Origin of the sequence: Bradyrhizobium sp. McL0615 (assembly GCF_049993905.1) — a bacterium.
In the GTDB taxonomy this organism is placed as follows: Bacteria; Pseudomonadota; Alphaproteobacteria; order Rhizobiales; family Xanthobacteraceae; genus Bradyrhizobium.
This window is the reverse complement of record NZ_CP188254.1, coordinates 2,464,277-2,477,787: the sequence shown is the minus strand read 5'-3', so window position 1 is coordinate 2,477,787 and position 13,511 is coordinate 2,464,277. Positions and strand designations below refer to the sequence as shown.

Sequence of the window (13,511 nt, the reverse complement as noted above, 5' to 3'; positions counted from 1 at the left end):
TGGAGGCGCAGGCGAGAGCTAACCAACGGATTCGGCGACAAGGCGAATCCGGAAAACCGGCCGCTTGGCTTCGTCGAGAAGCTCCATCTGCCATTCGGCGTTCTGTTTCAAGCCGCGCGAAAGACTGCCGAGGAGGTTGCCGCAGACCCGGGTCATCTCGGTCCAGGCGGCCTCGCGGCTTTCAAATTCGGACCCCTGATCGGACGCGCCGGCATAGCGGCCGTGGCTGATCCGAAAAAAATACAGCGGCATGATTGATCTCATGTGTTGGCCCGCCCCCCGGCCTTCTTCGCCGGTCACCACCTGGAATGAGATTCGCTACCGGGACATGAATGCGCCAGCCCGTATGACTACGGGTTCGCGCCGCGCCAATCGCCGGGATGACCGCTGATCACCGGCCGGGCACCGGCACTCTGACCGAGGCACGCCCATTCAATCGCTGGGTGGGTTGTTGCGATCCCGGAAACGGTTTTCCGCGATCAATCGGTCGAGCGGCGCAATTCCGGAGCGCTCTCGGACGTGGCCGGTTCAGACTTGACCTGCTCCACCTTCGGCTCGGCCTTCACCGGCTCGAGCCTGGCGCTCTCGACCGCCGGCGTCTCGACCCGCCCCGTCACTTCGGCGCGTGCATCAGCGGCGCGCGACGGCTCCTCGCGACGCAGCGAGCGCGGCCGCGCCACAGAGCGCGCCATCAGCATCTGCGAGGCACCCTGGTGGCGGAAATCGCAATAGGCGAAGCCCATGCCCGAGACGGAGCCGCGGAACGAGCGGTCGTCGCGCTTGTCGAGATTGAAGCACGGCTCGAACGGAAGACCCTTGATTGAAGCGCAAACGGCCTGGCCCCGAATCTGGAGCGTGTTGCCGGGCAGGCGCACATGGCGGATCGGGCCCGAGCCGCTGAACTGGACAGAACCAGCCGCGCCAAGATCGTCCATGATACGGCCAGCGCCACGGGTGCCGTCAAAGCACGTGAAGGCGAATACCTTGCCATTCACGAACCTGCGCGCCTCGTCGGCATTCATGCTCCCGGCCAGCACAGGAAAGATCATCGCACCGGCCGTAACGGCCCCCAGAAACAAACGCGCAAGCATGCTGCTACTCCAACTTTACAATAGCGCGGGCGCCCACCTTTACCCCGTGCTTACCATACCAACCGTGGCAACATTGGAGCAGGTTGGTTGGCAAAGTCTGAACGCCGTTAGAAAATTTTTACCACGATTCGACCGCGGACCTGGCCAGCGAGGATTTGAGCACCGGTTCCAATCACTTGGTCAAGGTTAATTTCCTGAGTAATTTCAGCCAGTTTACCCTTGTCCAAATCGATGGCAAGCCGGTTCCAGGCAAGCTTGCGCTGGGGCAGCGGACACATCACGGAATCGATGCCCAGAAGGCACACTCCACGCAAAATAAACGGGGCGACCGAGGACGGCAAATCCATACCGGCGGCAAGGCCGCACGCCGCGATTGCCCCGCCATATCTCGTCATCGAAAGCAGGTTGGCGAGCGTGGTCGAGCCGACGCTGTCGACGCCACCCGCCCAGCGTTCCTTCGCCAGCGGCTTGGCGGGCCCGGCGAGTTCGGCACGGTCGATCACCTCGGCGGCGCCGAGCCCCTTGAGGTAGTCGGCCTCCGACACCCGCCCCGTGGATGCAATGACGTGGTAGCCGAGCCTGGAAAGCACGGCGGTGGCGACCGAGCCGACGCCGCCGGCGGCGCCGGTCACCACGACAGGGCCGCTCGAGGGCGTCAGGCCCTGCTTCTCCAGCGCCAGAACCGACAGCATCGCGGTATAGCCGGCGGTACCGATCGCCATCGCCTCGCGCGTGGACATGCCGTCAGGCAGCCGCACCAGCCAGTCGCCCTTGACGCGCGCTTTTTCGGCATAGGAACCGAGATGGGTCTCGCCCATGCCCCAGCCGTTGCAGACGACCTTGTCGCCCGCCTTCCACGCCGGATGTGAGGATTGTTCGACGGTGCCGGCAAAATCGATACCGGCGATCATCGGGAAACGCCGCACCACAGGCGCCCGGCCGGTGACCGCCAGGCCATCCTTGTAGTTCAGCGTCGACCACTCGACCGCAACCGTGACGTCGCCTTCCATCAGCTCGGCTTCGTCGAACTGCGTCAGCGCGGCGGTGGTGCCCTTCTCCGCCTTGTCGATCCTGATGGCCTTGAACGTACCCACGGCATACTCCCGAGACTTTTCGCTGTCGGGAGTGTTTACCGCATCAGGCGGGTTGTGCAACCGGGCGCGCGACCGGCGCTTCGACGATCGGCAGGTTGATCAGCGCCGACAGCACGCCGAAGAAGATCGAGAGCCACCAGATCGGCGTGTAGGAGCCGAACTGCTCGAACACCACGCCGCCGAGCAAGACCCCGAGGAAGCCGCCGACCTGGTGGCTAACGAAGGCAAAGCCATAAAGCGTTGCGAACCAGCGGGTGCCGAACATCAGTGCCACCAGCGCCGAGGTCGGCGGCACCGTCGAGAGCCAGGTCAGGCCTGTGGCGGCGCCGAACACGATCGCCGAGAAGGTGGTGATCGGAAACGAGATGAACGCCAGGATCGACAGCGCGCGGGCAAGGTAGATGATCGAGAGGATATAGCGCTTCGGATATTTGTTCTGCAGCCAGCCGACGCTGAGCGAGCCGATGATGTTGAAGAGACCGATGGCCGCGACCACCCAGCCGCCGGTCGACGCGGCAACTCCGCGATCGGCCAGGTAGGCCGGCAGATGCACGGTGATGAAGGCGAGTTGGAAGCCGCAGGTGAAGAAGCCGAGCACCAACAGGACATAGGAGCGATGGCCGAACGCCTCCGCCAGCGCAGTCTTGAACGATTGCTGATCCGCGGCGGGCGCGTTCGAGGCCGGCGCAGTCGACGGCGGCGTCGCGATCGCGAGCGAGAGCGGCACGATCAAAAGCATCAGGAGAGCGAACACCGTCAGCGCCGCCTGCCAGCCGAAATTGTCGATCATCGCGACGCCGAACGGCGCGAACAGGAATTGTCCGAACGAGCCGGCCGCGGTGCCGGCGCCGAGCGCGAAGCCGCGCTTCTCGGGCGGCAACAGCTTGCTGAACGCCGACAGCACCAGATTGAACGAACAGCCGGATAGACCGAAGCCGATCAGCACGCCGGCGCCGAGATCGAGCGACAGCGGCGCCGTCGAATAACGCATCAGGAGCAGACCGCCGGCATAGAGCAGCGCACCGACGATCATCACCCGCATTATACCGAAACGATCGGCGATGGCGCCCGCGATCGGCTGGCCGAGGCCCCACAACAGGTTCTGCAGCGCCAGCGCGAGGCCGAAGACGTCGCGTCCCCAGGCGAACTCGCGGCCCATCGGCTGGATGAAAAAGCCGAGGCTCGAGCGCGGCCCAAAACTCAGCAGCGCAATCAGGCATCCACAGATGATGATGACGAGCGGGGTGCGCCAGGTGCCAAGCCCGGAAGATGGACTGAGGTCGCCGGTCGTTGCTGACATTATGTTTCCCCCTGGACCATCGGCGCCCGGAACCGCCAGGCGAAACGTTACGGTGAGTTAATGCAATTGCATGAAAAGCCCAAGGGGGCCACGGAGAAAAATTTTCCGCTGCAGGGCAGCCTTGCAAAATTAGCGAGGGCAATGAGAGCAATTTGGTGGGCGTAGCCCCCGCCGAGACGTCGTCCCTGCGAACGCAGGGACCCATACGCCGCGGCCGCGCGAATTAAGGAAGTGCCTGCCGTTCGATCTTGTTTCAACAACCACCGCCGGTGGTTATGGGTCCCTGCTTTCGCAGGGACGACAACGGAGCTACCGTTTCGCGCTCACCTGCTCGGCCGAACTTTGTGCGGCTTCGGCGAGCCGGGCGGAGATCGCTGCGGTTTCGGCCTGGCTTCCCCAGCTCGGCGCGTCACTGCCGTTGCCCCAGGCGCGCGGCCGGTAGAAGGTGTGCACGCCGGTCTTGTACATCTTCTTCATTTCATTGACCCAGGACGGCCGCACCCAATAGGCGTGGTAGTGCGTCGACTTGTCGACTTCCGGCAACCAGAGCTGGCCGTCGAGCATCGCTTTCGCGATCTTCCGCGCGCGCTCCCACATGTCGGGCTCGCGAATGACGTCCTTGTTGTTGTCGCAGGCGAAGGTGAACTGGCAGGCCAAATGGCGGTGCTTGTTCTGGTAGACCACGCCGCACACGGTTTCCGGATATTTGCCGGAGAAGGCGCGGTTCAGCACCACCTGCGCCACCGCGATCTGGCCCCGCACCGCTTCGCCGCGGGCTTCGAAATAGACGGCTTCAGCCAGGCACTTCTCCGACTTGGCGCGCGACTTGTCGTCGAACAGGCCGAGACGTTCCGCCGGCGTCTTGGCGCGCTGGTTGTCGGAATTGACCTCGCCCTTCGGCGCAACGCTCTCGCCCATCTCGCCGGCCCGCACCGGACCGTCGGCATCGACCGGCAGCGAGGCCATCACCTTCATGTCGGGATCGGGAGCGGCGCCCGGCATCACGATGACGGGCTCTTCGCCGGGCCGCCAGCGCTCCATGCTCTCGGGCGAGCCGAGCGACGAACCAAAGAACAGGCTCGAGGTCTTGAAGGAGAAACCATTGCGCGGCGGCGCAGGTGTGCGCGCGGCCTCGCGCTTTTCCGGAGCAATCTTGAGATCGTCCTGCGGTCTGGTTTCGAGCGACAGCGACATATCGAATTGCCCCAGCGGCGGCGCGCTCAGCGCGGCCTGCAGCTCCGGATCGAGCGGCGCACGCTCGACGGACGGCGCCGTCTCGGCGGTCTTGGCGCCCTTGACCGACGAATTCGATGTCGCGGGGTCCTCGGTCGCGGGCGCGCGCTCTGTAGGGCTTGCGGTTTCCGCAGGCGGCGGCGTGACGACGAGACGATCGCCTTTCAGCGTACGGTCGACCTTGGGAAAATCGGCGGCGTGAAAACGTGGCGGCGGCGCGACGATCGGGTTGCGCGTCACTGATCCGGTGATGTCGATGCCCTGATTGTCGAGGCTCGCCAGGCGATAGGTCGCGGTTTGCGGCGAAGAGGTTCCGATCGGACGGCCGAAAGAGAATGTTGCGACCTGGATGGTACCGGCGGAGGAGAACACCCGCTTCTGCCAGCGCTCGGCGACGCCGGGCTGGCGCGCCAGCAGCGAAGCGATATCCTGATATCCGATCTCGGTCGGCATCAATGCGAAGACGCAAAGACCGAGGCCGAAGAGCGCGAACCGCGCGCCCTTCGGCTGGCTACGCAACAAAAACATTGTACGCTCACGCAACGCTTACACGATCGAACGTCAGTACATCCGTGCAATTCGATCTTTTTTGTTGGTATCGAATTTAGGTTGCCGGGGAGTTAATCGACGTGGCCTGCGTGTTACACGCAAGAGGCCGCGTGATTTTCGCGGATCGCATCAGAAGTGTTGGTAAACAGGCACGCGATGAAAGTGGTAAATATCCCGTCAACGAAGAAGATGAAGAATTTATGCGCATCTGCGCGCGAAGCTCGCTACTTCGCGTGCGAGTTCCAATTCACGCTATTGGGCTGAAGCGTTCAGCCGTCATTGCGAGCGCAGCGAAGCAATCCATCGTGCGGCATAACGGAGGAATGGATTGCTTCGCTGCGCTCGCAATGACGGCTCTTACGCCTGCGCAAAACGCGAAATGCCCGGGCTAGCCCGGGCATAACGTCGTATCCGTCGATAGTGAGCGCTTTGCTTACGCCTGGCTCGCGACCGTCTTGCCGAGCGCGGCTTGGGCTGCGGCGAGACGGGCGATCGGCACGCGATAGGGCGAGCACGAGACGTAGTCGAGCCCGATCTCGTGGCAGAACGCCACGGAAGCAGGATCGCCGCCATGCTCGCCGCAAATGCCGACCTTGAGATTGGGCCGCGTTTTGCGACCGCGGGTGACGCCGATCTTCACCAGTTCACCGACGCCATCGCGATCGACCGAGATGAACGGATCGATTTCCAGGATCCCCTTGCTGACATAGGTGCCGAGGAAGCTTGCGGCGTCGTCGCGGCTGATGCCGTAGGTGGTCTGGGTCAGGTCGTTGGTGCCAAACGAAAAGAACTCCGCCGTCTGAGCGACGTCGCCGGCCATCAGGCACGCGCGCGGCAACTCGATCATGGTGCCAACCTGATAGGCGAGCTTCTTGCCGGTCTCCTTCATCACCGACTGCGCCATCGCATCGATCCGCGCCTTGACCAGATCGAACTCCGCCTTGGTCGCGATCAGCGGCACCATCACCTCGAGGCCGACGGCCTTGCCGGTGCGCTTTTCGGCTTCAACCGCCGCTTCGAAGATCGCACGCGCCTGCATCTCGGCGATCTCAGGATACGCAATAGCGAGGCGGCAGCCGCGGAAGCCCAACATTGGATTGAACTCGGCAAGATCGCGGGCGCGGTCGGCAAGCTTGCGCGGATCGGTATTCATCGCGCGCGCGACTTCCTCGATCTCGGCCTGGGTGTGCGGCAGGAACTCGTGCAGCGGCGGATCCAGCAGACGGATCGTGACCGGCAGGCCCTTCATGATCTCGAACAGCTCGACGAAATCGGCGCGCTGCATCGGCAACAGTTTTGACAGCGCCGCACGGCGCGACTGCTCGTCCTCGGAAAGGATCATCTCGCGCACGGTGCGGATGCGGGTTTCCTCGAAGAACATGTGCTCGGTGCGGCACAGCCCGATGCCCTCGCCGCCGAACTTGATGGCGGTGCGCGCATCTTCCGGCGTGTCGGCGTTGACGCGAACGCCGAGTTTGCGAACCTGATCGGCCCAGCCCATCAGCGTGCCGAATTCGCCCGACAGTTTCGGTTCGATCATCGGCATGCGGCCGGCCAGCACCTGGCCCAGCGAGCCGTCGATGGTGATGACGTCGCCGGTCTTGAAGGTGCGCGAGCCGATGCTCATGGTGCCGCGGCCGTAATCGACGCGAATGGCGCCGCAGCCGGAGACGCAGGGCTTGCCCATGCCGCGCGCCACCACGGCGGCGTGCGAGGTCATGCCGCCGCGGGTGGTCAAAATGCCTTCGGCGGCGTGCATGCCGTGAATGTCTTCCGGACTGGTCTCGATCCGCACCAGAATGACATTGCGGCCGTCGGCCTGCAGTTTTGCGGCTTCGTCGGAGGAGAACACGATCTCGCCCGATGCCGCGCCCGGTGAGGCCGGCAGGCCGGTCGCGATCACGTCGCGCTTGGCTGCGGGATCGATGGTCGGATGCAGCAATTGATCCAGCGAAGCCGGATCGATCCGCATCACCGCGTCCTTTTTCGAGATCAGGCCTTCATTGGCGAGTTCGACCGCGATGCGCAGCGCGGCCTTGGCTGTGCGCTTGCCGCCGCGGGTCTGCAGCATCCACAACTTGCCCTGCTCGACCGTGAACTCCATGTCCTGCATGTCGCGGTAGTGCTTTTCGAGCAGCGTGTAGAACCGCGTCAGCTCCTTGAACGCCTCCGGCATCGCGCTTTCCATCGACGGCTTGTCGGAGCCGGATTCCTGGCGCGCTTCCTCGGTGATGTCCTGCGGCGTGCGGATGCCCGCCACCACGTCCTCACCCTGCGCGTTGATCAGGAATTCGCCGTAGAGCTTGCTTTCGCCGGTGGAGGGATTTCGCGTGAACGCAACACCGGTCGCGGAGGTCTCGCCCATGTTGCCGAACACCATGGCCTGGACGTTGACGGCCGTGCCCCAGGATTCCGGGATGTCGTGCAGGCGGCGGTAGGTGACCGCGCGCGCATTCATCCAGGATGAGAACACCGCGCCGATCGCGCCCCACAATTGCTCGTGCGGATCCTGCGGGAAATCCTTGCCGGTCTCGCGCGCCACGGCTTCCTTGTACTTGCCGACCAGTTCGACCCAGTCGTCGCCGGAGAGATCGGTGTCGAGCGTATAGCCCTGGCCGTCCTTGAAGGTGTCGAGGATGTCCTCGAAGTGATGATGCTCGAAGCCGAGCACCACGTCCGAATACATCGTGATGAAGCGGCGATAACTGTCATAGGCGAAGCGGCGATCGCCGGAGAGTTCGGCGAGCGCTTCGACCGTCTTGTCGTTGAGGCCGAGATTGAGCACGGTGTCCATCATGCCCGGCATCGAGGCGCGGCCGCCGGAGCGAACCGAGACCAGAAGCGGATTCTTCGAATCGCCGAATGCCTTGCCGGTCAGCTTGCCGACATGGTCGAGCGCCTTCTCGACCTGTGCCTTCAGTGCGGCGGGATAGGATTTGTCGTGCGCGTAGAAATAGGTGCAGACGGAGGTCGGAATCGTGAAGCCCGGAGGCACCGGCAGGCCGAGATTGGCCATTTCGGCGAGGTTGGCGCCCTTGCCGCCCAAGAGGTCGCGCAGGCCTGCTTTGCCCTCTGCCTTACCGTCCCCGAAAGTATAGACCCACTTGCCGGATTTTACCGCCTCAACGGCCGGCTTGCGGACCACGGCCTTCTTGGCCGCGACCTTGGCGACCGGCTTGGCGGCGGCCTTCTTCAGCGCCTTGCGGGCGGAAGGGGCCGCGGTAACGGCCTTGGGCCGGGCCGATGGCTTTGATTTCACTGCAGATTTCACTGCGGCCTTCGCTGCAGCTTTTTTGGACTTCGCGACGGCTTTGGCCATGGATTCCAACTATCTAAAAAAGGTGAGAAGATTGCGCGCCTTACACCATTTTGAGGGGTTCCGCGCAAGCCGCGAAACCGTGCTTTCCCGCGCTAGAACTTCAACATCTTGAACACGCCGAGGCCGGCCAGGCCGACGACGATCAAGTAGATGGCGACGATGAAATTCAGGAACCGCGGCATAATCAGAATCAAGACTCCCGCGATCAGGGCGACGATCGGGGAAATGTGCGCAGCAGTGATGGTCATTGAAATCTCCAGCTGATGAGGGGGAATCGAATCGAGGGGGGCAACTTAGCCGCTGGCGCGGTTTCGGAATAGCAAGACGCTCACGGCTTCAACGGGTTCCAGGCTCCGCAACAATTCCCCAGAAATGCCCCGTATGAGGCCGCACTTTTCCGGAACAATGCCGTGCGCGATGAATTGGCCCCGCGTCGTGCGCTGGCGAAAGCCGGCGCTCTTTCTCGCGAAGGAGTTGACCATGCGGAACAGACTATTTGCAATTGCAGCGATCGCCGGCGCGATCGCTGCCCCGATCGCGGCTCAGGCGCAGACCACGATCACGACAGGCACAGCCGGCGGCAGCACGGTCGTCGTCGGCGAACATGAAGGCATCGTTGCCGAGCAGCGCCCGGCCTTCCGCGAATACATCGTGCGTGAACGCGTGCCGAACTACACGATCTCCGAGCGCGTGATCGTCGGCGGGGTGCTGCCGGAATCCGGCGTCACCTATTACGACGTGCCGCAAACGTTCGGGATGACGCCCTATCGCTACACGGTCGTGAACGGCCAGACGGTGCTGGTCGAACCGCGCTCGCGTCGCATCGTTCAGGTGGTCGATTGACCTCAGTAGCCTGAACGATTGGTCCGGGCGCCGCGCAAGCGGATGTGCGCGAGATTCGACCGGACAGAAGCCCCGCCCGGCGTCCCCTCCGGGCGGGGTTTTGTTTGTGTGATTGGCTGCCTTGTAATCGTTCAACCCTCATGGTGAGGAGGCGCGCAGCGCCGTCTCGAACCATGTGGCCCCACTGGTGCCACTCATCCTTCGGGACGCGCGAAGTGCCGTAGGGTGGGCAAAGGCGCTCTTCGCGCCGTGCCCACCATTACATCGGCTTGTGTTCTTGAAATCGCTGGTGAGGTGAGAGCGTTGGTGGGCACGCTGCGCTTTGCCCACCCTACGGGCTACTCGCGAATTTCCAATCCCGGCTTCTTCACCACGAGCCGGTGAATCTTCTTCCCCGATGAGGCGCTGACCGCCTCTTCGTCGAGCAATACCGTGGTTCCCTTCAGTTCCGTCAGCACCACCGCCGGATCGAACGCCGCGTAAAGCCGTCCCTGCGCGTCGCGCTGGTCGGCGCCCTCGGTAACGCGCCAGCTCAGATAGAGAATGCCGCTCGGCTTGACGATATCGAGCAGACGGCGAACCGATGCCGCAATCTGCTTGCGGTCGAGATGCATGATCACGGTTTCGCACAGCACGTTATCGAAGCTGCCGACCCCGCGCAGCTCGGGCAATTCGGCCTGCGCGAACTTGAAGGAGGGGTAACGCCGGCGCGCCTCCGTGAGCAGGCCTTCCGAGGCATCGAAGCCTACGGCCGAAAATCCGTTCGCGTGAAGCCAGGCGACCTCGCGGCCGCAGCCGCAGCCGATATCTGCCGAATTGCCGCCGCGCACAAAAAATCGCTCCACGACTTCCTGCAGGTCGACGGGCGACGGTTGACCGAGCCAATCCTTCGCGAACGCCGCCGCATCCAGGTCGTAAGCGGCGAGCGTCTGACGGTCCATGATCTAGCCTTCGATCTTCGAAAAATCCGCAACCGCGCGGGTCGCCGCGCGGATCTCGTTCAGGAGTTTTAGTCGGTTCTCGCGCACCGTGGGTTCATCGTCATTGACCTTGACCTTGTCAAAGAACGCATCGACTGCCGGACGCAGCTTTGCCATCGCAGCCATCGCGGTGGCGAAATCTTCCCTCTGCACGGCGGCACCGGCCTCGCTCTTGACCTGATCGATTGCCTTCGCGAGCGCCTTTTCCTCAGACAGCTTGTATAGCCCGGCATCGGGCGCGCCGTCGAACGTGCGCTTGTCCTTTTTCTCCTCGATCGAGAGGATGTTACTCGCCCGCTTGGTCCCTGCAAGCAGGTTCTTGCCGTCGTCGGTGTCAAGGAACTTTCCAAGCGCCTCGACCCGGCTGACCACCAACAGCAGATCGTCCTGGCCGCCGAGCGAGAACACGGCATCCACGAGATCGTGACGCGCGCCCTGGTCGCGGAGCTGGACTTTCAGGCGATCGGCGAAGAAGGAGAGGAGATCGCCCGGAAGTTTCTGAGCGTCGCCCTTTGCCGGCAGACCAGCTATGGTCGACTTCGCTACACTTAGGATCGGCAGCCGAAGCGTATTCTCGACGATCAGCCTGATGACACCCAGCGCCGCGCGCCGCAACGCATATGGATCTTTGCTACCCGTCGGCTTTTCATCGATCGCCCAGAATCCGACCAGCGTGTCGATCTTGTCGGCCAAGGCGACCGCGACGCTTACCGAATCGGTCGGTACGCGATCGGCGGGCCCTTGCGGCTTGTAATGCTCCTCGCTCGCGGCGGCGACGGAGGCGTCTTCGCCCTGCGCCAGCGCGTAGTATTTTCCCATCAAACCTTGCAGCTCTGGGAACTCGCCGACGACTTCGGTGAGCAAATCGGCTTTCGCCAGATGCGCAGCACGCTTGGTCTTTTCGACGTCAGCGCCGACCAGTGGCGCGATCTCGGCCACCAGCCGTTCGATCCGCTTGATACGCTCGGCCTGCGTGCCGAGCTTCTCGTGGAACACGATCTGTTCGAATTTCGGCAAGCGCGCTTCCAGCTTCGTCTTCAGGTCGGTCTCGTAGAAGAACTTTGCGTCGCTTAGACGCGCACGGATCACGCGCTCGTTGCCGCCAATGATGGTTTTGCCGCCGTCGGTAGCTTCGATGTTGGCGGTGAGGATGAACTTGTTGGTCAGCTTGCCGGTCTTGGGATCGCTGACCACAAAGCATTTCTGGTTGTTTCTGATGGTGGCGCGGATCACTTCATCCGGGATCGTGAGATACTCCTCGTCGAACGATCCCATCAGCGCGACCGGCCATTCGACGAGGCCGGCGACCTCGTCCAGCAGCACCTGGTCCTCGACCAGTTCAAAACCTTGCGCGAACGCCAATTGCTTGGCGTCGGCGAGGATGATGTCCTTGCGCGCCTGCGGGTCGAGCACGACCTTTGCGGCCTTCAGCTTTGCTTCGTAATCCTCGAAGCGGCGGACAGAGATCGCGGCCGGCGCCATGAAGCGGTGGCCGAAAGTGGTCTGGCCGGTCTCGATGCCGTCGACGGAAAATTTCACGACGTCGGGCTCTTCGGTCTCGGGCCCAAAAGTCGCGATGATCGAATGCAGCGGCCGCACCCAGGACAGCGAACCCGATTTGGCCGAGCGCTCGCCCCAGCGCATCGACTTCGGCCAGGGGAAGGTGCGGATGATAACCGGCAGAATCTCAGCGATCACGTCGATCGCGGCGCTGCCGGGCTTTTCGATCAGCGCGATGTAGAAATCGCCCTTTGGATCGCGTTGAATCTTTGCTTCATCGAGCGATTTGAGGCCGGTCGCTTTCAAAAAACCCTGCACGGCCGCATCGGGTGCGCCCATTTTCGGTCCGCGGCGTTCGGTCTTCAAATCAGGCTGCCGCGCGGGAATGCCATGCACGGTGAGCGCCAGCCGGCGCGGCGTGGCGAACGCCTTCGCGCCTTCGTAGACCAATCCCTCGGCGACGAGCTTGTCGGTGACCATGCGGCGCAGATCGTCCGCCGCCTTCGCCTGCATGCGCGCGGGGATTTCCTCGGAAAACAGTTCCAGCAGAAGATCAGGCATCAGACCGCCCTGCCCGCTTCGGTGTGAACCCAGGCTTCACCGCAAGCCTTAGCCAGTTCGCGCACCCGCATGATATAACTCTGTCTTTCAGTCACCGAGATCACGCCGCGGGCGTCGAGCAGGTTGAAGACGTGGCTTGCCTTGATGCACTGGTCATAGGCCGGCAGCGCCATCAGATGCTCCTTCTGATTGCCGCCCTCTTTCCAGCCGGCCGCGAGATATTTCCGGCAGGCGTCCTCGGCCATCTTGAATTGCTCGAACAGCATCGTGGTGTCGGCATATTCGAAATTGTGCCGGGAATATTCCTGCTCGGCCTGCAGGAACACATCGCCATAGGTGACCTTGTCGGCGCCGTCACGGCCATTGAAATTGAGATCGTAGACGCGGTCGACGCCCTGCACATACATCGCCAGCCGCTCGAGCCCATAGGTGAGTTCGCCCGCTACCGGCGCGCATTCGACGCCCGCGACCTGCTGGAAGTAGGTGAACTGGCTGACTTCCATGCCGTCGCACCAGCACTCCCAGCCCAGCCCCCACGCGCCGAGCGTCGGGCTCTCCCAATCGTCCTCGACGAAGCGGATGTCGTGCAGGCTGGAATCGATGCCGATCGCGGCCAGCGACTTCAGGTACAGGTCCTGAAGGTTCGGCGGCGACGGCTTCATGATCACCTGAAACTGATAATAGTGCTGCATCCGGTTGGGATTCTCGCCATAGCGGCCGTCCTTCGGCCGTCGCGAGGGCTGCACATAGGCCGCGTTCCAGCGCTTCGGCCCGAGCGCGCGCAGCGTCGTCGCGGGATGGAAGGTGCCGGCGCCCATTTCCATGTCGTAGGGCTGCAGGATCACGCAGCCCTGCTCCGCCCAGAACCGTTGCAGGGCGAGGATGAAGCCCTGGAACGAACGTTCCGGGCGCATATGGGCAGGAAGTGCGTCCATCGGCAGAATCGGTCTCGCGAGGGGGGTTTAAGAGCGCGGGACCGTATCGACGCGGGGCCGGGGAATCAAGGCGGTGCCGGTGGTATGGCACCGCCCAATTGGTTGC

12 protein-coding genes are annotated in these 13,511 nt (G+C 63.2%); 2 read left to right on the top strand and 10 right to left on the bottom strand.

Annotated elements, in window-relative coordinates; translation table 11 throughout:
- Window positions 1-18 precede the first annotated feature (18 nt).
- The 5 genes from ACPPVP_RS11900 to ACPPVP_RS11880 form a co-directional block, all read right to left on the bottom strand.
- The gene (locus ACPPVP_RS11900) at window positions 19-252 is read right to left on the bottom strand and encodes a DUF6894 family protein (protein ID WP_426537806.1); all 234 of its coding nucleotides are present in this window, start codon (window positions 250-252) and stop codon (window positions 19-21) included.
- 227 nt (window positions 253-479) lie between these two features.
- Window positions 480-1,091 (bottom strand): hypothetical protein, encoded by a 612-nt coding sequence (locus ACPPVP_RS11895; protein ID WP_426534330.1) that lies wholly within the window; start codon window positions 1,089-1,091, stop codon window positions 480-482.
- A 107-nt stretch (window positions 1,092-1,198) separates the two neighbouring features.
- On the bottom strand, window positions 1,199-2,185 hold the full coding sequence (locus tag ACPPVP_RS11890; RefSeq protein WP_426534328.1) for an MDR family oxidoreductase: 987 nt from the start codon (window positions 2,183-2,185) through the stop codon (window positions 1,199-1,201).
- Window positions 2,186-2,228: 43 nt separating this feature from the next.
- Window positions 2,229-3,485 carry an MFS transporter gene (locus ACPPVP_RS11885; RefSeq protein ID WP_426534326.1) on the bottom strand — a complete coding sequence of 419 codons (1,257 nt, stop codon included), beginning with the start codon at window positions 3,483-3,485 and terminating at the stop codon, window positions 2,229-2,231.
- A 309-nt stretch (window positions 3,486-3,794) separates the two neighbouring features.
- Window positions 3,795-5,246 (bottom strand): cell wall hydrolase, encoded by a 1,452-nt coding sequence (locus ACPPVP_RS11880; protein WP_426534324.1) that lies wholly within the window; start codon window positions 5,244-5,246, stop codon window positions 3,795-3,797.
- A 131-nt stretch (window positions 5,247-5,377) separates the two neighbouring features.
- Between ACPPVP_RS11880 and ACPPVP_RS11875 the strand changes: the two genes are divergently transcribed.
- Window positions 5,378-5,659 (top strand): hypothetical protein, encoded by a 282-nt coding sequence (locus tag ACPPVP_RS11875; RefSeq protein ID WP_426534322.1) that lies wholly within the window; start codon window positions 5,378-5,380, stop codon window positions 5,657-5,659.
- Window positions 5,660-5,700: 41 nt separating this feature from the next.
- On the opposite strand, the gene ppdK is transcribed toward ACPPVP_RS11875, so the two are convergent.
- A complete protein-coding gene (ppdK, locus tag ACPPVP_RS11870; protein WP_426534320.1) occupies window positions 5,701-8,586 on the bottom strand; it encodes a pyruvate, phosphate dikinase in 2,886 nt (961 codons plus the stop codon).
- 92 nt (window positions 8,587-8,678) lie between these two features.
- Window positions 8,679-8,834, bottom strand: coding sequence for a DUF3096 domain-containing protein (locus tag ACPPVP_RS11865; protein WP_324420301.1), 156 nt, complete (start codon window positions 8,832-8,834; stop codon window positions 8,679-8,681).
- A 232-nt stretch (window positions 8,835-9,066) separates the two neighbouring features.
- On the opposite strand from ACPPVP_RS11865, the gene ACPPVP_RS11860 reads away from it, so the two are divergent.
- Window positions 9,067-9,429, top strand: a complete 363-nt coding sequence (locus ACPPVP_RS11860; protein ID WP_426534317.1) for a DUF1236 domain-containing protein — start codon at window positions 9,067-9,069, stop codon at window positions 9,427-9,429.
- Window positions 9,430-9,767: 338 nt separating this feature from the next.
- Here the strand turns inward: ACPPVP_RS11860 and ACPPVP_RS11855 are convergent, their stop codons facing one another.
- Genes ACPPVP_RS11855 through ACPPVP_RS11845 form a run of 3 tightly spaced genes read right to left on the bottom strand, consistent with a single transcriptional unit; the run spans window position 9,768 to window position 13,405 of the window.
- Window positions 9,768-10,370, bottom strand: coding sequence for a class I SAM-dependent methyltransferase (locus tag ACPPVP_RS11855; protein ID WP_426534315.1), 603 nt, complete (start codon window positions 10,368-10,370; stop codon window positions 9,768-9,770).
- A 3-nt stretch (window positions 10,371-10,373) separates the two neighbouring features.
- The gene (glyS, locus tag ACPPVP_RS11850) at window positions 10,374-12,470 is read right to left on the bottom strand and encodes a glycine--tRNA ligase subunit beta (RefSeq protein WP_426534313.1); all 2,097 of its coding nucleotides are present in this window, start codon (window positions 12,468-12,470) and stop codon (window positions 10,374-10,376) included.
- Window positions 12,470-13,405 carry a glycine--tRNA ligase subunit alpha gene (locus tag ACPPVP_RS11845; protein WP_426534311.1) on the bottom strand — a complete coding sequence of 312 codons (936 nt, stop codon included), beginning with the start codon at window positions 13,403-13,405 and terminating at the stop codon, window positions 12,470-12,472. Before ACPPVP_RS11845 ends, glyS begins: the two co-directional genes overlap by 1 nt.
- Between the last annotated feature and the right edge of the window lie 106 nt (window positions 13,406-13,511).